The 20,429-nt window shown below is 53.7% G+C and carries 16 protein-coding genes; 10 read left to right on the plus strand and 6 right to left on the minus strand.

Annotated features, from left to right (window positions below; genetic code table 11):
* Window positions 1-131 precede the first annotated feature (131 nt).
* A complete protein-coding gene (locus tag G7Y45_RS18500) occupies window positions 132-983 on the minus strand; it encodes a helix-turn-helix domain-containing protein (RefSeq protein WP_005808028.1) in 852 nt (283 codons plus the stop codon).
* A 150-nt stretch (window positions 984-1,133) separates the two neighbouring features.
* Here G7Y45_RS18500 and G7Y45_RS18505 point away from each other — a divergent pair, with 150 nt between their 5' ends.
* The 3 genes from G7Y45_RS18505 (at window position 1,134) to G7Y45_RS18515 (ending at window position 7,222) form a co-directional block, all read left to right on the plus strand.
* Window positions 1,134-2,252 (plus strand): efflux RND transporter periplasmic adaptor subunit, encoded by a 1,119-nt coding sequence (locus G7Y45_RS18505; protein WP_005821491.1) that lies wholly within the window; start codon window positions 1,134-1,136, stop codon window positions 2,250-2,252.
* Window positions 2,253-2,329: 77 nt separating this feature from the next.
* The gene (locus G7Y45_RS18510) at window positions 2,330-5,539 is read left to right on the plus strand and encodes an efflux RND transporter permease subunit (protein ID WP_005808032.1); all 3,210 of its coding nucleotides are present in this window, start codon (window positions 2,330-2,332) and stop codon (window positions 5,537-5,539) included.
* 309 nt (window positions 5,540-5,848) lie between these two features.
* Complete coding sequence (locus G7Y45_RS18515) at window positions 5,849-7,222, plus strand: TolC family protein (protein WP_032543200.1); 1,374 nt, start codon at window positions 5,849-5,851, stop codon at window positions 7,220-7,222.
* A 221-nt stretch (window positions 7,223-7,443) separates the two neighbouring features.
* On the opposite strand, the gene G7Y45_RS18520 is transcribed toward G7Y45_RS18515, so the two are convergent.
* The 4 genes from G7Y45_RS18520 to G7Y45_RS18535 form a co-directional block, all read right to left on the minus strand.
* Window positions 7,444-9,525: a PAS domain-containing hybrid sensor histidine kinase/response regulator gene (locus tag G7Y45_RS18520; RefSeq protein ID WP_241159028.1), complete on the minus strand. Its 2,082-nt coding sequence runs from the start codon at window positions 9,523-9,525 to the stop codon at window positions 7,444-7,446.
* 368 nt (window positions 9,526-9,893) lie between these two features.
* Window positions 9,894-10,706 carry a DUF4469 domain-containing protein gene (locus G7Y45_RS18525; protein WP_005808041.1) on the minus strand — a complete coding sequence of 271 codons (813 nt, stop codon included), beginning with the start codon at window positions 10,704-10,706 and terminating at the stop codon, window positions 9,894-9,896.
* A gap of 551 nt (window positions 10,707-11,257) precedes the next feature.
* Window positions 11,258-12,199, minus strand: coding sequence for a tyrosine-type recombinase/integrase (locus G7Y45_RS18530; protein WP_371729400.1), 942 nt, complete (start codon window positions 12,197-12,199; stop codon window positions 11,258-11,260).
* Window positions 12,200-12,565: 366 nt separating this feature from the next.
* A complete protein-coding gene (locus G7Y45_RS18535; RefSeq protein WP_005782776.1) occupies window positions 12,566-13,846 on the minus strand; it encodes an O-acetylhomoserine aminocarboxypropyltransferase/cysteine synthase family protein in 1,281 nt (426 codons plus the stop codon).
* A 170-nt stretch (window positions 13,847-14,016) separates the two neighbouring features.
* Here G7Y45_RS18535 and G7Y45_RS18540 point away from each other — a divergent pair, with 170 nt between their 5' ends.
* Together G7Y45_RS18540 and G7Y45_RS18545 are read left to right on the plus strand one after the other, a co-directional pair.
* A complete protein-coding gene (locus G7Y45_RS18540; RefSeq protein WP_032537684.1) occupies window positions 14,017-15,045 on the plus strand; it encodes an N-acetylmuramoyl-L-alanine amidase in 1,029 nt (342 codons plus the stop codon).
* Between the two features lie 128 nt (window positions 15,046-15,173).
* On the plus strand, window positions 15,174-16,130 hold the full coding sequence (locus G7Y45_RS18545; RefSeq protein ID WP_165016662.1) for a homocysteine S-methyltransferase family protein: 957 nt from the start codon (window positions 15,174-15,176) through the stop codon (window positions 16,128-16,130).
* A gap of 29 nt (window positions 16,131-16,159) precedes the next feature.
* Here the strand turns inward: G7Y45_RS18545 and G7Y45_RS18550 are convergent, their stop codons facing one another.
* Entirely contained in the window at window positions 16,160-17,155 is a 996-nt protein-coding gene (locus G7Y45_RS18550) for a hypothetical protein (protein ID WP_032539508.1), read from the minus strand.
* A gap of 151 nt (window positions 17,156-17,306) precedes the next feature.
* Here G7Y45_RS18550 and G7Y45_RS18555 point away from each other — a divergent pair, with 151 nt between their 5' ends.
* The 5 genes from G7Y45_RS18555 to G7Y45_RS18575 all read left to right on the plus strand — a co-directional run bounded on the left by G7Y45_RS18555 (window position 17,307) and on the right by G7Y45_RS18575 (window position 20,305).
* The gene (locus G7Y45_RS18555) at window positions 17,307-17,564 is read left to right on the plus strand and encodes a hypothetical protein (protein WP_022011586.1); all 258 of its coding nucleotides are present in this window, start codon (window positions 17,307-17,309) and stop codon (window positions 17,562-17,564) included.
* 237 nt (window positions 17,565-17,801) lie between these two features.
* A complete protein-coding gene (locus G7Y45_RS18560) occupies window positions 17,802-18,077 on the plus strand; it encodes a hypothetical protein (RefSeq protein ID WP_005780965.1) in 276 nt (91 codons plus the stop codon).
* 251 nt (window positions 18,078-18,328) lie between these two features.
* A complete protein-coding gene (locus tag G7Y45_RS18565; protein WP_165016660.1) occupies window positions 18,329-18,775 on the plus strand; it encodes a GNAT family N-acetyltransferase in 447 nt (148 codons plus the stop codon).
* Complete coding sequence (locus tag G7Y45_RS18570; protein WP_005808058.1) at window positions 18,772-19,404, plus strand: CatB-related O-acetyltransferase; 633 nt, start codon at window positions 18,772-18,774, stop codon at window positions 19,402-19,404. The genes G7Y45_RS18565 and G7Y45_RS18570 overlap by 4 nt, the downstream gene beginning before the upstream one ends.
* Before the next feature lie 151 nt (window positions 19,405-19,555).
* A complete protein-coding gene (locus G7Y45_RS18575) occupies window positions 19,556-20,305 on the plus strand; it encodes a subclass B1 metallo-beta-lactamase CfiA/CcrA (protein WP_005808062.1) in 750 nt (249 codons plus the stop codon).
* Window positions 20,306-20,429: the final 124 nt, after the last annotated feature.

Raw genomic sequence — 20,429 nt, forward strand, 5'->3', positions numbered from 1 at the left:
TGCCGGGGTAAATGGCTTTACGTGCCGGGGTAAACGGTTTTACATTGAAAGAAAAATATAGGTAAATACAATCTGCTGATTATCAAGATTACCGGGACGGATGTCGCAACTACGCATTTCCCAGAGAACTCCTATTTTATACCCGCCAACCTCGCCCTGTACTCCATCGGCGAAACCCCTTCGTGACGTTTGAAATACCGGCCAAGATAAGATTGGTCGGGGAAGCTCAGGCGGTCGGCTATCTCCTGGATACTGAGATCGGTGGACTGGAGGAGGACTTTGATCTCCAAGGCCGTGAAATCATCAATCACTTTTTTGGCTGAGCCGCCCATAAGGGAGCGGCAGATGCTCGTCAGGTATTTGGTAGAAATGCAGAGACGGTCAGCGTAGAACACAACGTCGCGCTGCGAACAACAATGCTCGTGCACCAAGGTGACGAACTTATGAAAAAGCTCGTTCGGACGGTTGCCGCCTTCGATCTCTTTATGGGTGAAAAGGCGGTGCACTTTGTCGTATACATCGAGCAGGAAGCTTTGCAGGTGGTTGCGGGCTATCTGGTTGCGGAAGCGGTGGTCGGTGTCGGCGAAGATGGCGCCGGTGGCGTGCAGAAGACCATTGATGGGGGCGGTAAATTCGGGAGGGAGCGTATAGCAGGGCTTCTCCTTGAGGAAGCGGAAGAAGGAGGGTTCGAAGCGGATGCAGGCTTCACGGAACATCTCGATGTGGGAGGCGAAAAAGGAGATCTGCAGGTCTTCGCTCTTCTCTTCAAGGGTGATGACGGAGCCGGGCAGGAGGACAACCTGGGTATTGGGGGTGATCTCGTATTTCTTCAGGTCGATGGCAAGCGTGGCATGACCGCTGCGGCAGTAGAGAATGATGGCACAGTTGAGCTTGTGCAACCGGTTGTAGAAAGGGGCGAAGTCGTCGGTTCCTGCCACGAAGGGCTGGTCGAGAGTGAGAGTGAGCAGATTACTTTTTTCCATATCGTGTTCTTTATTTCGCCTGCAAAGGTAGGTCTTTTTAGTGAATTAGGCGAAAAGTTGTTCCGATTATGAACAATAGTGGGGCGGGTATGAAAAGCTGCCGAAGGGGAAAACGCTCTACCTTTGCCGCGACAAAATTAAATAGGAACTATGATTGAAAAGGTAAGTAAAGTGAAACAGGCCGTGATACTGGCCTGCTGTCTGGCCGTCGGGGGATGCAAGCAAGCACCGCAGGCAAACGTGGAGTCGGGATACAAAGTGATGACCCTCGCGCCTGCCGACCGGACGCTATCGAGTACGTATTCGGCAACGATACGCGGACGACAAGACATCGAGATCTATCCGCAGGTAGGCGGTACGCTGACGCAGGTGTGTGTCAGCGAGGGGGAACGGGTGAAACGGGGACAGTCGCTGTTCGTCATCGACCAAGTGCCTTACGAAGCTGCCTTGCAGACTGCCCTGGCAAACGTGGAGGCGGCAAAGGCGTCGCTGGCCACAGCACAACTGACGTATGACAGCAAGCAGGAATTGTACAGGCAGAACGTGGTGTCCGCCTTCGACCTGAGCACGGCAAAGAACTCTCTCCTGGCAGCGCAGGCGCAACTGGCGCAGATGAAGGCACAGGAGGTGAACGCACGCAACAACTTATCGTATACGCTGGTGAAGAGTCCGGCGGACGGAGTAGTGGGCACGCTGCCCTACCGGGTGGGAGCACTGGTGAGCGCCAGCCTGCCGGAACCGCTGACTACCGTTTCGGACAACTCGGACATGTACGTCTACTTCTCAATGACGGAGAACCAGCTCTTAGGACTGATCCGCCGTTACGGATCGAAGGAGGAAGCCTTGAAACAGATGCCGGAAATCGGCCTGCAACTGAACGACCGTTCGGACTATCCGCAGGCGGGACGGATCGAGACGATCAGCGGGGTGATAGACCGCACGACGGGAACGGTGAGCCTGCGGGCGGTGTTTCCCAACCGGGAAGGGCTGCTGCATAGCGGCGGCGCCGGAAACGTGATCGTGCCGACGGAGAAGACGGGAGCGCTGGTGATTCCGCAAGCGGCCACATTCGAAGTACAGGACAAGGTATTTGTATATAAGGTAGTGGACGGCAAGGCGCAATCGGCTCCGGTACAGGTGACGCGCGTCAACGGCGGACAGGAGTACATCGTGGAGAGCGGGCTACAGACCGGTGACGTGATCGTGGCCGAAGGCGTCGGACTGCTCCGGGAAGGAACGGAGATCAAAGCGGTGAACGAGGAACGGTGAACGCTCATCGTATGCAATAAAACAAAGAACAAGGCTCACTACAGAGTGGCACAAAGGAAACATATAACCCTATAATTATGAACTTACGAACATTCATCGAACGGCCCGTCCTATCGGCCGTTATCTCCATCACCATCGTCGTGGTCGGGATCATCGGGCTGTTTACGTTGCCCGTCGAACAATACCCGGATATCGCCCCGCCAACCATCATGGTCTCCACCAGCTACTTCGGAGCCAGCGCGGAGACGTTGCAAAAGAGTGTCATCGCCCCGCTCGAAGAGGCCATCAACGGAGTGGAGGACATGACGTATATGACCTCCAGCGCCACCAACGCCGGAACGGTCTCCATCACTGTCTACTTTAAACAGGGAACCGACCCGGACATGGCGGCGGTGAACGTGCAGAACCGGGTCTCCAAAGCCACGGGACAGCTCCCCTCGGAGGTGAACCAGGTGGGTGTCACCACCTCGAAGCGGCAGACGAGTATCCTGCAAATGTTCTCGCTCCACAGCCCGGACGACTCTTACGACGAGGCTTTCCTGGCCAACTACATCAGTATCAACCTCAAGCCGGAGATTCTCCGCATCTCGGGCGTGGGCGACATGATGATCATGGGAGGCGACTACAGCCTGCGCATCTGGATGAAACCGGACGTGATGGCGCAATACCGCCTGATCCCCTCGGACGTTTCGGCGGTGCTGGCGGAACAGAACATCGAGTCTGCCACCGGATCGTTCGGCGAGAACTCCGACGAGACGTACCAATACACCATGAAGTACAAAGGCCGCCGCATCACCCCGGAGGAGTTCGGCGAGATCGTGATCCGCTCCACCGACGACGGGCAGGTGCTGAAACTGAAGGACATCGCCACCATCGAGTTAGGACAGGAAAGCTACGCCTACAGCGGAACGACGGACGGGCACAACGGTATCTCGTGCATGCTCTTCCAGACTGCAGGCTCCAACGCCACGGAGGTGAACAACCGCATCAACGACTTCCTTGAAGAGGCGCGCAAAGACCTCCCCCGTGGAGTGGAACTGACGCAACTGATGTCCAGCAACGACTTCCTCTACGCCTCCATCCACGAGGTGGTGAAGACGCTGCTCGAAGCCATCCTGCTCGTGATCCTCGTCGTATACATCTTCTTGCAGGACATCCGCTCGACGCTGATCCCGCTGGTGGGCATCATCGTGTCGCTCGTCGGTACGTTCGCCTTCATGGCGATGGCGGGATTCAGTATCAACCTGATCACGCTGTTCGCGCTGGTACTGGTCATCGGTACGGTGGTGGACGACGCCATCGTGGTGGTCGAGGCCGTGCAGGCACGGTTCGACGTGGGCTACAAATCGTCCTACATGGCGAGCATCGACGCCATGAAAGGCATTTCGAACGCCGTCATCACCTCGTCGCTGGTATTCATGGCGGTGTTCATCCCCGTATCGTTCATGTCCGGCACATCGGGGACGTTCTACACGCAGTTCGGACTGACGATGGCCGTAGCGGTAGGCATCTCCGCCGTGAACGCTCTGACACTGAGCCCCGCCCTCTGCGCGCTGCTGCTGAAACCGTACATCAACGAGGACGGCACGCAGAAGCAGAACTTCGCCGCCCGCTTCCGCAAAGCGTTCAACGCGGCGTTCGACGTGGTGATAGACCGTTACAAGGGCATCGTGCTCTTCTTCATCAAGCACCGTTGGCTGACGGGCGGACTCCTCGTGGCAAGTATCGCCCTGCTGGTGGTGCTGATGAATACGACGAAGACCAGCCTCGTGCCCGACGAAGACCAGGGCGTAGTGTTTGTCAACGTCAGCACCGCCGCCGGCAGTTCGCTGCGCACGACGGACGAGGTGATGAAGCGCATCGAGCAGCGCATGGAACAGATCCCGCAAGTGGAACACGTGCAGAAAGTGGCGGGCTACGGACTGCTGGCGGGCCAGGGAAGCTCGTTCGGTATGTTGATCCTGAAACTGAAACCGTGGGACGAACGCCCCGGAAAGGAAGACAACGTGCAGTCGGTCATCGGCCAGGTATACGGACGGACGGGCGACATCAAGGACGCCACCGTATTTGCCATCTCACCGGGAATGATCCCCGGATACGGTATGGGTAACGCCCTCGAACTGCACATGCAGGACAAGACGGGAGGCGACGTGAACACCTTCTTCCAGACCACGCAGCAGTATCTGGGCGCGCTGAACCAGCGTCCGGAGATCGCCATGGCCTACTCCACGTTCGACGTCCGCTACCCGCAATGGCTGGTTGAGATAGATCCGTCGAAATGCAAGCGCTCGGGCATCACCCCCGACCAGGTGTTGAGCACCCTCTCGGGCTACTACGGCGGGCAGTACGTGTCCAACTTCAACCGCTTCTCGAAAGTATATAAGGTGATGATCCAATCCGACCCGCAATACCGCCTCGACGAAGCTTCGCTGGGCAACACCTTCGTGCGGATGTCGAACGGCGAGATGGCGCCTCTGAGCCAGTTCGTGACGCTAACCCGCACGTACGGAGCCGAGTCGCTGAGCCGCTTCAACATGTACAACTCCATCGCCGTGAACGCCATGCCGGCGGACGGTTACAGTACGGGTGACGCCATCCGTGCCGTACAGGAGACAGCCTCCACCGCCCTGCCCAAGGGCTACGGCTACGACTACGGAGGCATCACCCGTGAGGAGACGGAGCAGAGCGGCACGACGGCGATCATCTTCGGCATCTGCTTCCTGATGATCTACCTGATTCTGAGCGCGCTCTACGAGAGCTTCCTGATCCCCTTCGCGGTGCTCCTGAGCGTGCCGTGCGGACTGATGGGTTCGTTCCTCTTCGCCCGCCTGTTCGGTCTGGAGAACAACATCTACCTGCAAACGGGACTGATCATGCTGATCGGCCTGCTTGCCAAAACGGCGATCCTGCTCACCGAGTATGCCGCCGAACGCCGCAAAGCGGGCATGGGGCTGATAGCCTCCGCGCTGAGCGCCGCCAAAGCCCGTTTGCGCCCGATATTGATGACGGCACTGACGATGATCTTCGGGTTGTTCCCGTTGATGGTGGCGAGTGGCGTAGGGGCAAACGGTAACCGTTCGTTGGGAACGGGCGCCGTGGGCGGTATGGTCATCGGCACGCTGGCACTGCTGTTCATCGTGCCGTCGCTCTTCATCGCTTTCCAGTGGTTGCAGGAACGCATTCGTCCGGTACAGGCCGAACCGACGCACGACTGGCAGATCGAGGAAGAGATCGCAGTGAGCGACCGGGAAAAGAAGGAAGCGAAAGGAGGGGCTTTGAAGGAATAAAGGGTTCTTTTCACCACAGAGGAACACAGAGTGACACAGAGGAAGACAGGTTATTGGTATGAACGATCAAAGGAGCAAGATTCACCCGGTGATACTCTACCCGGTGATACTCTGTACTACTCCGCGATACTTTACTTCGTATCGCTCTGTATGACTCCGTACCACTCCATATCACTCTGTGATACTCTGTGTTACTCTGTGGTGAAAAGAGTTCTTCCCCCGTTCAACCCTATTTATCATTAGCAGCCCCCTCCCCTCCTCTTTCACTGGAGGAACCGGGGGAGGGAGGCTCCCATAAAACAAGCAATCATGAAAAAGTTAATCATATCCCTTGCCGCCACGCTGGCACTCAGCAGTTGCGGCATTTACTCCAAATACAAACCCGCTACCGAGGTTCCCGACGGCCTTTACGGCCAAGAAGGCGCGAATCCTTCCGACTCCGCCTCCAACCTCGGCAGCCTCCCCTGGCAGGAGGTCTTCACCGATCCTTGCCTCCGCACGCTGATCGACACCGCCCTCGTGCGCAACACCGACCTGCGTACGGCCCACCTCCGCGTGAAAGAGGCCGAAGCCACCTTGCTCTCCGCCCGACTCTCCTATCTGCCCGCCTTCTCCCTCTCTCCGCAGGGAACGGCCAGCAGCTTCGACGGCGGGAAAGCCTCGCAAACCTACTCACTGCCCGTCAGCGCCAGTTGGGAGATCGACATCTTCGGCCGGCTGACGAACGCCAAGCGGCGTGCACAAGCTGTCGTGGCGCAGAGCCGTGACTATGAACAGGCGGTACAGACGCAACTGATTGCCGCCGTCGCCAACAACTACTATACGTTGCTGATGCTCGACGCCCAGATCGAGATCTCCACCGCCACCGAAGCCGCCTGGAAAGAGAGCGTCGCCACCACCCGCGCCATGAAAGCTGCCGGAATGGTGACCGAAGCCGCCCTCTCGCAGACTGAGGCCACATACTACAATATATGTACCACCCTGCTCGACCTGCGCGAACAGCTCAACCAGGTGGAGAACGCCCTTTCGCTCCTCCTTGCCGACGTCCCCCGCACCCTTCCCCGCGGACGCCTCGCCGAGCAGCGCCTGCCGGAGAACCTTTCGGTGGGCGTGCCCTTGCAGATGCTTGCCAACCGCCCCGACGTGCGCAGTGCCGAACAGGCGTTGGCACAGGCATTCTACACTACCAACGCCGCCCGTTCCGCCTTCTACCCCTCGATCACGCTGAGCGGCAGCGCCGGCTGGACAAACTCGGCAGGTGCGATGATCGTCAACCCGGGCAAGTTCCTTGCCACCGCCGTGGCCTCGCTGACGCAGCCTTTGTTCAACCGGGGAGCGAACATCGCCCAGCTCCGCATAGCCAAAGCGCAACAGGAGGAGGCACGCCTCAGCTTCGAACAGACGTTGCTCAACGCCGGAAGCGAGGTCAACAATGCCCTGGTGCAATATCAGACGGCACGGGACAAGGCAAACTACTTCGAGAAGCAGGTGGCTTCCCTCGAAAACGCCGCCCGCAGCACACAACTGCTGATGAAGCATGGCAACACGACTTATCTGGAAGTGCTCACCGCACAGCAGACGTTGCTCAATGCGCAACTCTCGCAAGTGGCCAACCGGTTTACTGAAATCCAGGGGGTCATCACCTTGTATCAGGCATTGGGGGGAGGAAGAGAGAGAAGTTAAGAAGAGGAACTCACGAAAAAAATACGGGAAAAACAAGAACGAGGGAAAGAAGCTGATGGAGCCGGGCCATGCGAGAGGAAATAGACCGCAACGTTCCTGTCCCACGACAGACCAAACCAGATGAACGCGGCTTTCGTCCCTCTCAGCCCTTTGCCCCACCTTTACAAATCGACACGTACTTCAGTCGCTTCTTCCCTCGTCTCTCTTTCCGCTCGCTCGCTTCAATTAACTATATCATTATTAATACTTGTCTCCATAGGCTCGCGCAGGTACTTGCCCAGCACCTTGTTCAAGGCTTTCTCGTTGATGGGCTTCACCAGATAGCCGTCGCAACCGGCGGCTATCGCCAGTTCCTTGTCGGCGTTGAAGGCATGGGCCGTGAGGGCGACGATAGGCACTTCCCGGTTGGTCTTCCTGATTTCACGGGTAGCTTCCAAACCGTCGAGCCGGGGCATCTTGATGTCCATCAGCACCAGGTCGAAGTGTTCCGACAGCACCTTTTCCACTGCCTCGACGCCATCTGCCGCACGGTAGCACCGGTAGCCCTTACCTTTCAGCAGGATCTGCATCAGCAGGTAATTGCTTTCTATATCTTCCACTATCAGGATCCGCTTTTCACTTGCGGGCGAGGGCTCGCGGACAAGTTCCGGACATTCCGGAACGTCCACCGGCTCCGGAAGCGCCGGCTGCTGTCCGCTCACGATGGCAGATGCCCGCATACTTTCCGGCATCGCCATCTCCTCCTCGTTGAGTTCGGCGGACATGCAGGAAGCAGCGTCGGTAGTTGCACCGGCCGCTTTCTCCACCTCTTCCGGACGTTTGTATTCGCAGGGAACCCATGACCAGAAGGTCGATCCCACGCCCTCCTCGGACTCGAAGCCTACCTGTCCGCCGGAGGCTTCGGTGACCACCTTGCAGATGACCAGCCCCAGCCCCGTGCCCTGGGCAAACTCGTTGAGCTTCTCGAAACGCTGATAGAGGCGGGGCTTGTTCGCCTCCGAGATGCCGATGCCGGTATCCGAGACGTAGAAGCGGATGCCCTCTCCCTCGCAGCGGTAGCCCATGTGTATGGTCCCCTGCCGGGTGCATTTGATGGCGTTCGTGGCGTAATTGAGCATCACTTGCGCCAGCCGGTTGTTGTCCAGCAGCACCATGAAACGCTTGTAGGGGTTGTCGCAAACTAACTTTACTTCGGGGCGGACTACGAGCGGGCGGATGGAGTTGCACAACTCCTCAAAGTAGATGGCCAGGTCGAACTCGGCCAGTTTAACGTCGATGGTGCCGGACTCGATCTTCGACAGGTCGAGCACGTCGTTCACCAGCCGGAGCAGCAAGTCGGTGTTCGACGTGATGATCTGCTTGTATTCGTCCATCTCCTCCTTCTGGTCCGTATTCATCAGCAGGCTTGAGAAGCCGATGATGGCGTTGAGCGGTGTGCGTATCTCGTGGCTGATGTTGGCCAGGAAAGCGGATTTGAGCTTGTCCGACTCTTCGGCGCGCTCCTTGGCGTCGCTCAGCTCTTTGAGCAGTTTTTTAGTAGGCGTGACATTGCGGCGGAAGCCGGTGTAGAGCACCACCTTGCCCGTTTCGTCGCGCAGGAAAGGGGTGGCGTTGACGACGCAGTCCTGCCAGTCGTCGTCATAGTCCGATTTCATGCGCACCGAGGTTTCGTCGACAAAGTCGGCTCCCTCCTCCATCATCCGGATGTAGCGGCGGATGCACTCCAGGTCGTCCGGATGGATGGCTTGGGTATAATCGGCCGGGCTGACCAGGAGGTTGTCGTCGTAATGGGTCAGCGGCTCGTTGTGCGAGGTGAAGAGATGGGTGCGGTTGTCGTACCGCCAGTGCACCAGGTCGGCGGCCTGTATGGCCTGCCGCGCCAGTTGGATGTTCTCCTTCAGTTGCAGTTCCTGCTCGTGCTCACGGGTGATGTCGTTCATGATGAAGACATAGTTTTGCATGGCTCCGTCAGGGTCGAAAATGGGCGCTCCTTTGCTGCTGATCCGCTTCATCGCCGTGCCGCAGGTGGTCTTGTAGAATCCCGTCTGCCGCACGACGGAGAAATCGTAGTAGGACTCCGCCTCCACCTCCTCTTGCTGTTCGAAGGCCTCCTTCAATTCTTCCGGGATGACGGGATTCTCCCTGATGGAAGCCGCTCCGATCACCTCTTGGCGGTCCACCACGCCGAAGATCCGGCAGGCACAGTCGTTGATCCCTACCAGGATTCCTTCTTTTGAGTAAATCTCTATACCGACGGGGAGGTTGCCGAGGATGGTATCGGTGCGGAGTTTTTCCAGGTTCATTGCGTTCCGGGCTTGCGCCAGGGTACGGACCATATTCCGCCGGCATCTGACCATCAGCACCAGGAAGACAGCCAGGATCAATACGAGGCTGAGAATAATAAAAGCATATAGGGGGGATAAGTGTATCATGTTTCTATTAGTGGTTTCATATAAAGATAATTAATGCCAGTGCTTCGCATACCCGGACGAGGGTGCTTCGCATACTCGGACGAGGGTACTTCGTATACTCGGACGAGGGTGCTTCGTATACTCGGACGAGGGTGCTTCGTATAAGAAGACCGGTACTCCCCGGCATCCGCCTACGGGAGGAAAGACTAAAATACCATTTTGAGGGAGTACCGGATTCCCGCCAGAGAGTTGAGCGGTCATTATGCTGTCGGATCATCTACAATGCCCCCATCTCCACTGTCGCCTATCGTGATGGGATGTGGCAACTCAAAGGTACGTGGAGTTTTTGTCAGAACCTTGCCGCCTTTGCTATACTGGGTGGTCACCTTCACCCGCCAATCGCCGTCCGTTATTCCGGCGGGAAGGACGAATTGCAGCTTCTTTGCCGTGTTCGGGCTGATATCCCCCGGCGCGATGGCGAACGATTTCGACGGGGTGGAGACGGAAGTCAGCGTGATGCCCACCGACGGGTCTGTGCCCACCACCTTCAATCCCTCTCCGGTGATGACCGCCATCTTTCCGGCTGCCATCGGCGCGCGCGTGGTGGCGGCGGCATCCGTATAGGCGGTGCTCGTCATGCCGGCAATGTACGGCCCGGTCACTGCCGGCTGGGTGAAGAGGGTGATATGCGCCTGAGCCATCGCCTCCTTCATGGCGGAACCCTGGCTAAAGCTGGCGTAGACTTTCACCTTCTCCCGGTCTACCGGAAGCGAGAGTTCCTCTTCCATCACCACGCCGCTCGCCATGGGGCGCACGTAGCAGAGGGGGGTGGAGACGCAATAGCCGCTTGCCACCGCTTGCGCCATGGCTTCGAAGCCCATCTCAAAAAGGCTCTTCACCTCCGAAGCCTCAAATTTTCCGGAACGGGCGGCCACGTCCGCCGCTATCTCTTCCAACGTCAGGCTCTGGCTCTGGGTGTTCACTTTCACGATATAATCCGTATCGATATCGGGAGTCAGTTCGTTGGGATAGGCCATCAGGGCCAGGTCCATCTTGTAGTTTCTTGTCTTCATAAGCTTCAGTAGTTCTTTAAATGTTCATATATTAATAAGATGTGCGTATGTCAGAATTCAGCCGGAGGGGGGGGAGGTAGGCACCGATGGAATGCAGGGGGACGATACCGGCAAGCGGTTATGTTGATAGACTGTTTGATCTGGTTCATGATTCTAAATCTTTGACCGTTCCGGAAAATTACTTTCTAAGTAACGGCAGTCGGGGAGGCCGTCGTGCGGGAAAAAGCGTTTTCCGGTGGCACGAATGAAGCAGAAATGAAGAGGGATGTATCGAAAATACCGTGCATCCGGAACCGGTGCCGGTTCATCTCCACAATAAGGTAGCTATCCGTTTTTAAGTACTGAAAATGGAAGGAAGTGTCTACGTGCTTTCGCAGGATAGGTGTTGTGTCAATATGTGTTTGTATAATCTTAAGGTTGTCTTTTCCAATAAATTTTAGTGGTTCGTGGCAAAAACTGTCGATAATATTTGTGTATCTGCAATAATCTTAGCACTTTTGCGGTCAATATCTGCCGTTACTTAGAAAGTAATTTTTGTCCAATCCGTTGCTTTACAAAGCACTGCGGGTCTCTCTTCCTTTCTCTTTCCACCGGACAACAGAAGAAATTAATTTATTATTCTCCCTGTCGATGCGCTTGTTCCCGAAAGGTTTCAGATACGTCTCCGTCACCCGGACGGAAGAGTGCCCCATCGCCTCACTGATGATCCCCACCGGCGTGCCCTGATAGTAAGCTAACGTCGCCCACGTATGCCGGGCGGTGTACGAACTGACCTTCGTCCCCGGCAGCAACTCCGCCGCCAGCCTCGCCAATCCCTTGTTGAACTCCCTCAGCGCCAGCAGATAGCTCCGGTAAAGCTCCCTGCCCTCCTCCTTCGCTCCCGGCAGTATCGGGAACAGGTAGACCGACTCGTCCCCCGTCCCCCGGAACCTCTTCATCAGCGGCACGGCCTCCTTCGGTATCCTCACCGTTATCTGCCGCCCCGTCTTGTGCCGTTGGTAGATGATCACGCCCCCTCGCACATCCTTTTTCCGTAAGTGCGCCAGGTCGATGAACGGCATCCCCCGGAAGAGGAACATCAGCAAGAAATAAGCCAGCACGCGGCGCTGCTCCTCCGTCAACGTCTCAAAGTCGGCATTCATCAGCGCATGTGCCTGCCGCCCCGTCAGTGCCCGCTTCGTCCTCGACTCCACCTTCGTATGTACGTCGGCAAACAGCTTCGGGTCGTGCCCCGCGCTTCCCGGCGGCGAAATCCGGTTGTACACCGCCCTCAGCGTCCGCATATACGTCGACACCGTGTTCCAGCTCCGCTCGTTCACCCTCACCAGCCACTCCTCGTAGCCCTTCAGCCGCCCTGCGCTGAATACTTCTTCCATCGGCATCGGCGTCCCCTCCCCGCCCGCAAAGCGGGTATAAGAGTTCAGCGTGCACTGGTACGTGTGCACCGCCGCATACTTCTTCTTCTCCTCCAATCCCTCGATCACCGCTTGCATGTAAACCGGCAGGTCGGTTACTCCCGCTGCCGGGAGCGTGCAAACCTCCGGGGCAATGCTCCTCGCTCCCGTTCGCGCGGCAAACGCTTCCGCCTGGCCAACCTCCGGCGACAAGCCCTTCTCTGGGGAAACAACCTTCCCCTCTTCTCCATTCTTCTTCATTGCATTCATAAATCAATTATGTTTTTTTAGTCACCACGCCATGTGTTCTCAGAACAACGGCACTGAGATAAGAATGTTTGTAAAGACCCGATAAAGAAAGTGAGAAAGCAGTAAAAAGGAAAAGGAAAGAGAAGAAGAAACAAAAACATCCTGCTTCATCGGACAGGGATAAAACAGGATGTAAAAAAAGACGAGGGAAAGGGGTTATGCGTTCAGTGCCTGTTCGATATCCGCTATAATGTCATCCGCATTTTCGATTCCTACGGACAGACGGATCAGGTCCGGACGGACACCGGCTTCGATCAACTGCTCGTCTGTCAGCTGCCGGTGCGTATGGCTGGCGGGATGGAGCACACAGGTACGCGCATCGGCCACGTGGGTGACGATGGCGGCCAGTTTCAACGAGTCCATGAACTTGATGGACAACTCGCGTCCGCCTTTCAACCCGAAAGAGATCACGCCGCAAGAACCATTCGGCATGTACTTCTGCGCCAGTTCGTAGTATTTATTACCCGGAAGACCGCAATAGTTCACCCAAGCCACCTTATCGTTCTGTGCAAGGTATTCGGCCACCTTCTGTGCATTGCCGCAGTGCTGAGGCATACGCAGGTGCAGCGTCTCCAGACCCAAATTCAGCAAGAAAGCATTCTGCGGACTCTGTATACTGCCAAGGTCACGCATCAGTTGAGCGGTTGCCTTGGTCATGTAGGCACCCTTGCCGAAAGCCTTTGTATAAGTCAGTCCGTGATACGATTCATCCGGTGTGCAAAGTCCCGGGAACTTATCGGCATGGGCTTCCCAATCAAAGTTTCCGCTGTCCACGATACAGCCGCCTACGCTGGTGGCGTGCCCGTCCATATACTTGGTGGTAGAGTGCACCACGATATCCGCTCCCCATTCGAACGGACGGCAGTTGATCGGTGTCGGGAAGGTATTATCAACGATCAGGGGCACTCCGTGGCTGTGGGCAATGCGGGCAAACTTCTCAATGTCGAGCACTTCGAGCGACGGATTGGAGATTGTCTCACCAAACAGCGCTTTCGTGTTCGGGCGGAAAGCAGCCGAAATCTCTTCTTCATCGGCATCGGGGCTGACGAATGTGACGTCGATGCCCAGTTTTTTCATTGTCACCCCAAAGAGGTTGAACGTTCCGCCATAGATGGCCGACGAACAGACGAAGTGATCGCCTGCCTGGCAGATATTGAATATGGCATAGAAATTGGCAGCCTGGCCGCTGGAAGTCAGCATGGCTCCCACACCTCCTTCAAGGGCGGCAATCTTGGCAGCTACGGCATCGTTCGTCGGATTTTGCAGGCGGGTATAGAAGTAACCGCTCTCTTCAAGATCGAACAGACGGGCCATCTGCTCACTGGTTTCGTATTTAAAAGTAGTACTTTGATAGATGGGCAGCACGCGCGGCTCGCCCTTTTTCGGAGTCCATCCTGCTTGTACACACAGGGTTTCGGGCTTGAATTGTTTTGCCATAATGTTATTGAGTTTACGATTATATTGCCTTAAAAAAGTTATATCGACGCAAAAGTAGAGAAAATTATTGGTTTAAAAGGCTATCTTTGCGGGCGAAAAAGCAAAAATTCACCATAGAAGTCAAACAATTAGGTACAGCAGCCAAGCCTGCATCTTTTATACGTAGCAATATGAAAAGGAAACTCTGTCTTCTCCTGTTCTTCTGTTCCTTATTTACTGCCCCTGCTTTATGGGCACAGCAGAAAGCCACTCCTAAATCCGGTGAGGGAATCTCTTCCTTCCTCCTGCGCCACAACCGTGCTCCAAAGAAATATTATGATGACTTTATCGAACTCAACAAAACCCGATTAGGCAAAAGCAGAACTCTGAAGATGGGTGTCACTTATCTGATTCCTCCCGTCAAAAAGGCATCGGACACCACCCCTGAGAAAGAATCCGAAACGGGGTCTGCACACCGGTCCAAACGTACGGAAGTCAACGAACCGCTGTTCGGGAAATGGCTGGCTAATGTCAAGGTAACCTCCGACCGCCTTGCCGGTGCCTGTTTCTATGTGGTCAGCGGACACGGCGGCCCCGACCCCGGTGCCATAGGCCGTGTTGGTAAACACGAACTTCACGAAGACGAATATGCCTATGACATCGCCCTGCGCCTGGCACGCAACCTGATGCAGGAAGGTGCCGAGGTACGCATCATCATTCAGGATGCCAAAGACGGTATCCGCGACGAGGCCTACCTGTCCAACAGCAAACGGGAAACCTGCATGGGCTCTCCCATCCCTCTGAACCAGGTACAACGCCTTCAGCAGCGTTGCGATAAAATCAACACCCTCTACCGGAAGGATCGCAAGAAATTCAAGTACTGCCGGGCCATCTTCATCCATGTAGACAGCCGCAGCAAAGGCACCCAAACCGACGTCTTTTTCTATCACTCCAACCGCAAGGCCGAAAGCAAACGTCTCGCCAGGAATATGAAAGCAACTTTCGAATCCAAATACGGCAAGCACCAGCCCAACCGTGGCTTCTCGGGCACCGTAAGCGGACGCAACCTGTATGTTCTGGCACACACCACACCCGCCTCTGTATTCGTTGAGCTGGGCAACATCCAGAATACTCTCGACCAGCGTCGTCTGGTGATCCCTTCCAATCGGCAGGCACTTGCCAAATGGTTGATGGAAGGGTTTATAAAGGACTATAAATAAAGCCGAGTCTCTTGTTTTTCTGAAAGATTACAAAAGGATGTGAACACAGCAGGAACAGATAACCGGAATGAGCTGATTAATCCTATATTTGTCTCCGGATGTAAAGTAAAACTTCTAAAGTCATTCTTATGGATCAGCTATCTTTTGTAGAATCATTCCGGACTTCTCCTTTCATTCTCACCGAAGGCGCTATTGTAGAACGTTTGCGTCACGAATTCCAGATCCCATTGGACAAACATATCGTCCATGCCGCCCTGATTTACAATGACTCTTACCGTGAGACACTGGCGGAAATCTATCGCCAGTATCTGCAAATTGCCGCAGACTTCCGCCTGCCGCTGATGCTGATGACTCCTACCCGCAGAGCCAATATCGAACAAATCGCAGAATCGGACTACCGGCATAAGAATGTATTGGCAGATAACGTATCTTTCCTTTCCAGGTTCCGCACCGGAACTTCCATTCCGGTTTACATCGGTGGGTTAGCCGGATGCCGCGGCGACGCGTACGACGGCCGTTATTGCCTGTCCGTTGAAGAAGCGATGGAATTTCATTTTCCGGCAGTCCGCACGATGGCGGAGTCAGGAGTAGACTATCTGTTTGCCGGCATCATGCCTCAGCTGACAGAAGCCATCGGAATGGCCAACGCCATGGCGGCAACCGGGTTACCTTATATTATCAGTTTTATGGTATGCCGTGACGGACGCCTGATAGACGGAACCTTTATCCATGACGCCATTGATGCTATCGAAAAGGAGACTTCCACCCGGCCTCTATGTTATATGGCCAACTGTATACACCCCGATATCCTGCATCAGGCATTGCTCCATCCCCGGAATGACACTCCTCTGGTGCGTCAGCGCTTCCAAGGTATCCAGGCCAATGCGGCCAACCTCAGTCCGGAAGAACTGAACGGGTGTGAGCATCTGATTTCCTCTCCGCCGGAAGAACTGGCAGACAGGCTGATGACACTTTTGTGGGATTTCCCGTTAAAAATCTGCGGGGGCTGCTGCGGCACTAACCAGCAACATATGCGTCGTTTTGCCGAAATGCTGGCTTGCCGCCGTGACAAGATGGGGCGATAATTGTCCGTACCGGGCCTGCAATACCCCCATCACCCCTTCCTTCTGCGGTTCAGATACCTCCGCAACAGGGTAGGTGTAAAGCAAAACACTAACTGAGCCTTGCTCCATTTATAACACTGCTGAAAGACAAGCATGCCAATAGTAATAAACAAAGCGGCACCTATGGCAGCCTGCAAAGGTAACCAACGTATTCCCTCCTGTGGGATAATCAACGGTATCAGTGCCAACGCACCGGCAGGGGCAAAATACTTTCCGGTCCATTCGAAGATGGCAAACAAACAACAGATGACAGACAAGGCGACAATTGTTTCGGGCAAATGCAAATAAGAGTGTCCGACGATCTGAAAGGCAGTACCCAGACTGGCTCCGGTCACCAAAAACAGAAACACCTGCATGGGACGGTTTCTGAAGCCCGCTTTGGAATTGACAATCTCGGTAAAGGTGACAATCAACGGAGGAATAATGAAATAAGCATATCCGCAGAAAAGCGAAAAGGCAGCGACCAGAGAAACAAAAAACAGCAAAGCTCCCCAACGACAACTCTCTTTTTTCCACTCACGCTCCGGTACGGCATAATTGGTTTCTTTACGCAAACCAGCTTTTTCCATAAGTCTCTGCCCGCTGACAAGAATCACGGTAAGGAAAAATACAGCTGTCGGATAGATCCATGTCTCAGTATGCAGCAACACAGGCAGCATGCAAGCCGAAATCAATGGGATCAATGTGGTCCGGCTGAACATCAGGCAACAGGCAGCAAAGGTAAAAGCCATACATAAATTGCAGAGCAACGGCAAAGGAGAATAACGCACGATACAAACTCCTGCAACGGCTCCTGCCGTCATCATCCATATTATTTGCCAACGCCTGACTTTCCAAACTCTCTTATCAATCACCCACATCCCTATAGTGAGTGCTGCCATCTCCGGAAAAATAATTTCTTTCTCCCCTGCCCATTCCGCCAGGCCTACCATCAGAATAACCATGAAGGCAGAGAAAACGTATCTGATCTTTTTCGCTTTGTCCATAATGAAGTCTAATAAAGAACCGCAAAGATAGTGATTTTCAGAGTTAACGGTTGCAGACATAGTAAATTAACCGTAAATCCCGACCTCTATGTAATCATAATCCTCTCTTTTTTGTTACTATCTCTAAGTTTAACATCAAATCCTTATTATTATGTCCAATTTCATCCGAAAGCCGTCCGATAAGCTGACGAGCAATGAACGTAAAGAGTTAGATACTTCTGAGTTCGGTATTCCTGAGTTGAGGGAGTTTCCTATCCATGACGCTGCGCATGTACGTGCGGCAGAAGCTTATTTCAGGTATGCACCCGAAGAATATAAAGCGCAATTGGCACGGAATATTCTCGCCAAAGCACACCTGTTCGGGGTGAATGTAAAGAGTCCGACCATTCTGGAGTGGGCGGAGAAATAACAGGAGACAACAGAGATTTGGGTATTAAAGAATGATAAGCAGTAGAAGCAGGAGATTTAAAAAGCAAGAGAGCTTAAATTAAAAAGGTAATAGGGCTAAAAGACAGCCGAACCTTAAAAAGACAGCAAGATTTAAAAAGGACTAAAAAGCAATAGGTTACGGATAAGCAAAGAGAATCCCGAATTATTTTCTATTTTTGTATTCGTAATGCTAATTCACTAATAAAAACTGCTGTATATGAGCTTCTCGGGATTTGTTTTTGATATGATCAGGCGCAATAAGGAAAACAGGGATCTGCTTACTTTGCGCCGGGAACGGATGAAGGACCTCCAAGGTAAAATGTACCGGAAAGGAACGCTTCAGAATCCGAATATTACTGTTGAGGAGCTGGAAAAGATAGAAAAAGCCACCCGGGAAAAAGAAAAGGCGGAAACGCAATACTATCTCCGCTCCACACTGATCTTTCTGGCTGTGTTGGCAGTACTGGCGCTCCTGCTCTGGTGGATCTTTTAATGTCCCAGCCGCATGGGACAAATGGTCCGGCATCGGTTACAATCCACCGTATTATATCCCCGCTTGGTTTTGCCATAAGTATTTTTCCGGCAAGTAACTTTCTTATTTCTTCTTTCATATCCTTTATGCGGGGAGCAGGGTTTGTTTTATGGATGTATTCCTGTTGTACGGCACAAAAGTAACGAAGTTCTTTCGAATCACAGATTTATTTGTACTTTTGTTGCACCTTGACTTTACAAAGCACAAAAGGAATGGAAATCAAAAAGTTAACGCAATCGGAAAAAAGGATGGCAATGGACCTTGCCTGGGAAGTATTTATCGAATTTGAAGGACCGGACTATCCGCAGGAAGGGACAGATCATTTCCGAAGTTTTATCGACAACACAGAAATGGTGGGAGAAATGGAAGTATACGGTGCCTTCGATGGCAACATACTTGCGGGAATGATCGCTCTCCGCAGTTCCGGCAGTCACATTTCCCTCTTTTTTGTGCGCAAAACGTATCAGCAGCGAGGCATCGGCAAGCGGCTGTTCAAGACTGCGATACGAAGCGGGCACGCAGAGACGATTACCGTCAACTCTTCTCCCTACGCCATCGGGATTTATCGCAGGCTGGGCTTCACCGCCGTCACCGGAGAGAAAACTGAGAACGGCATCCGGTTTACACCTATGGAATACAAATCAGAACTAAAATCATGAATGCCAAAACTTATCCACGCACCAATGACTCCCAGACAATCTATCTGAATACGGTCATCCGGAATCCTAACATCACGGTTGGGGACTATACCATATATAACGATTTTGTCAACGACCCTACCCTGTTCGAAAAGAACAATGTGCTGTATCACTACCCGATCAACGGAGACCGCCTGATAATCGGCAAGTTTTGTTCCATCGCCTGTGGAGCTAAGTTCCTTTTCAACAGTGCTAACCACAGTCTGAAATCATTGTCGGGCTACACCTTCCCCCTCTTTTTCGAGGAATGGGATTTGGACAAGAAAGATGTCGCTTCCGCCTGGGACAACAAGGGGGACATCGTCATCGGCAACGATGTCTGGATCGGTTATGAAGCCGTCATCATGGCAGGCGTACACATCGGCGACGGAGCCATCATCGCTTCCCGGGCAGTCGTAACCAAAGACGTGCCTCCTTATACAATTGTAGGCGGCACTCCGGCAAAAGAAATACGTCCGCGTTTCGACCGGGAGACCATCCTCCGGTTGCAAAGCTTACGATGGTGGGACTGGGAAGTTGAGAAGATCCGCCAAGCCCTGCCTGCCATTATGAAAGGAGATATAGAGGGGCTTGCGGCTGTGGCCGGATAATGCTTAGAGATCATAAAAGAAAGAAAAAGAAACAGTATCCAGACGGCACACGAACTTATAAAAAGAAGTATCATTACCAAACTTTCCCACCATCGGAAAAACAACCATAAGATATAAATGTTAGTTTGAATACAGCATATAAAAGAATAAAATGAAAACAGTATTTATCCTTATCTCCATGCTTTTCCCTGTCGCAGTTATGGCACAGAAAAGCGTAAAAATATCCGATGATATCAGTATCACCCAACTCTCGGACAAAGTGTACACTTATGTATCCCTCGCCGAAATCGAAGGATGGGGTATGGTACCTTCCAACGGGATGATTGTTATCAACAACCACCAGGCAGCGTTGCTGGACACACCGATCAATGACGCACAAACGGAAATGCTGGTCAACTGGGTGACAGACTCTTTGCATGCCAAAGTCACCACGTTTATCCCGAACCACTGGCACGGCGATTGTATTGGCGGACTGGGTTACCTGCAAAGGAAAGGTGTCCAATCATACGCGAACCAGATGACGATAGACCTCGCCAAGGAAAAAGGGTTGCCCGTACCGGAACATGGATTCACCGATTCACTGACCGTCAGCTTGGACGGCATGCCTCTCCAATGCTATTATTTAGGAGGCGGGCATGCGACCGACAATATCGTGGTTTGGCTGCCGACAGAGAATATCCTTTTTGGCGGATGTATGCTTAAAGACAACCAGGCGACAAGCATCGGCAACATCTCGGACGCAGACGTGACGGCATGGCCGAAAACTCTCGATAAGGTAAAAGCCAAGTTCCCCTCGGCCCGCTACGTCGTGCCCGGACATGGCGACTATGGCGGAACCGAACTGATAGAGCATACCAAGCAGATCGTGAACCAATATATAGAAAGCACCTCAAAGCCATAGCCCGAATTGTAGGCATCTACCCGGTATTCTATGAACGAAGAGGCGAGAACTTTTATCTCGTCCACAGAATGTAACGCTGGCCACAAACGAGACATAAAAATATCAATTGAACAACACAACAGAT

The sequence above is a fragment of the Bacteroides sp. ZJ-18 genome, from assembly GCF_011038705.2.
GTDB lineage: Bacteria > Bacteroidota > Bacteroidia > Bacteroidales > Bacteroidaceae > Bacteroides > Bacteroides hominis.

Coding starts and splice junctions, on each gene's coding strand:
- G7Y45_RS18560 (WP_005780965.1), top strand. CDS start 17,802: ATGAGCTTCTCGGGATTTGTTTTTGATATGATCAGGCGCAATAAGGAA.
- G7Y45_RS18535 (WP_005782776.1), bottom strand. CDS start 13,846: ATGGCAAAACAATTCAAGCCCGAAACCCTGTGTGTACAAGCAGGATGG.
- G7Y45_RS18565 (WP_165016660.1), top strand. CDS start 18,329: ATGGAAATCAAAAAGTTAACGCAATCGGAAAAAAGGATGGCAATGGAC.
- G7Y45_RS18525 (WP_005808041.1), bottom strand. CDS start 10,706: ATGAAGACAAGAAACTACAAGATGGACCTGGCCCTGATGGCCTATCCC.
- G7Y45_RS18515 (WP_032543200.1), top strand. CDS start 5,849: ATGAAAAAGTTAATCATATCCCTTGCCGCCACGCTGGCACTCAGCAGT.
- G7Y45_RS18555 (WP_022011586.1), top strand. CDS start 17,307: ATGTCCAATTTCATCCGAAAGCCGTCCGATAAGCTGACGAGCAATGAA.
- G7Y45_RS18505 (WP_005821491.1), top strand. CDS start 1,134: ATGATTGAAAAGGTAAGTAAAGTGAAACAGGCCGTGATACTGGCCTGC.
- G7Y45_RS18550 (WP_032539508.1), bottom strand. CDS start 17,155: ATGGACAAAGCGAAAAAGATCAGATACGTTTTCTCTGCCTTCATGGTT.
- G7Y45_RS18570 (WP_005808058.1), top strand. CDS start 18,772: ATGAATGCCAAAACTTATCCACGCACCAATGACTCCCAGACAATCTAT.
- G7Y45_RS18500 (WP_005808028.1), bottom strand. CDS start 983: ATGGAAAAAAGTAATCTGCTCACTCTCACTCTCGACCAGCCCTTCGTG.
- G7Y45_RS18575 (WP_005808062.1), top strand. CDS start 19,556: ATGAAAACAGTATTTATCCTTATCTCCATGCTTTTCCCTGTCGCAGTT.
- G7Y45_RS18530 (WP_371729400.1), bottom strand. CDS start 12,199: ATGCAAGCGGTGATCGAGGGATTGGAGGAGAAGAAGAAGTATGCGGCG.
- G7Y45_RS18540 (WP_032537684.1), top strand. CDS start 14,017: ATGAAAAGGAAACTCTGTCTTCTCCTGTTCTTCTGTTCCTTATTTACT.
- G7Y45_RS18520 (WP_241159028.1), bottom strand. CDS start 9,525: ATGAACCTGGAAAAACTCCGCACCGATACCATCCTCGGCAACCTCCCC.
- G7Y45_RS18545 (WP_165016662.1), top strand. CDS start 15,174: ATGGATCAGCTATCTTTTGTAGAATCATTCCGGACTTCTCCTTTCATT.
- G7Y45_RS18510 (WP_005808032.1), top strand. CDS start 2,330: ATGAACTTACGAACATTCATCGAACGGCCCGTCCTATCGGCCGTTATC.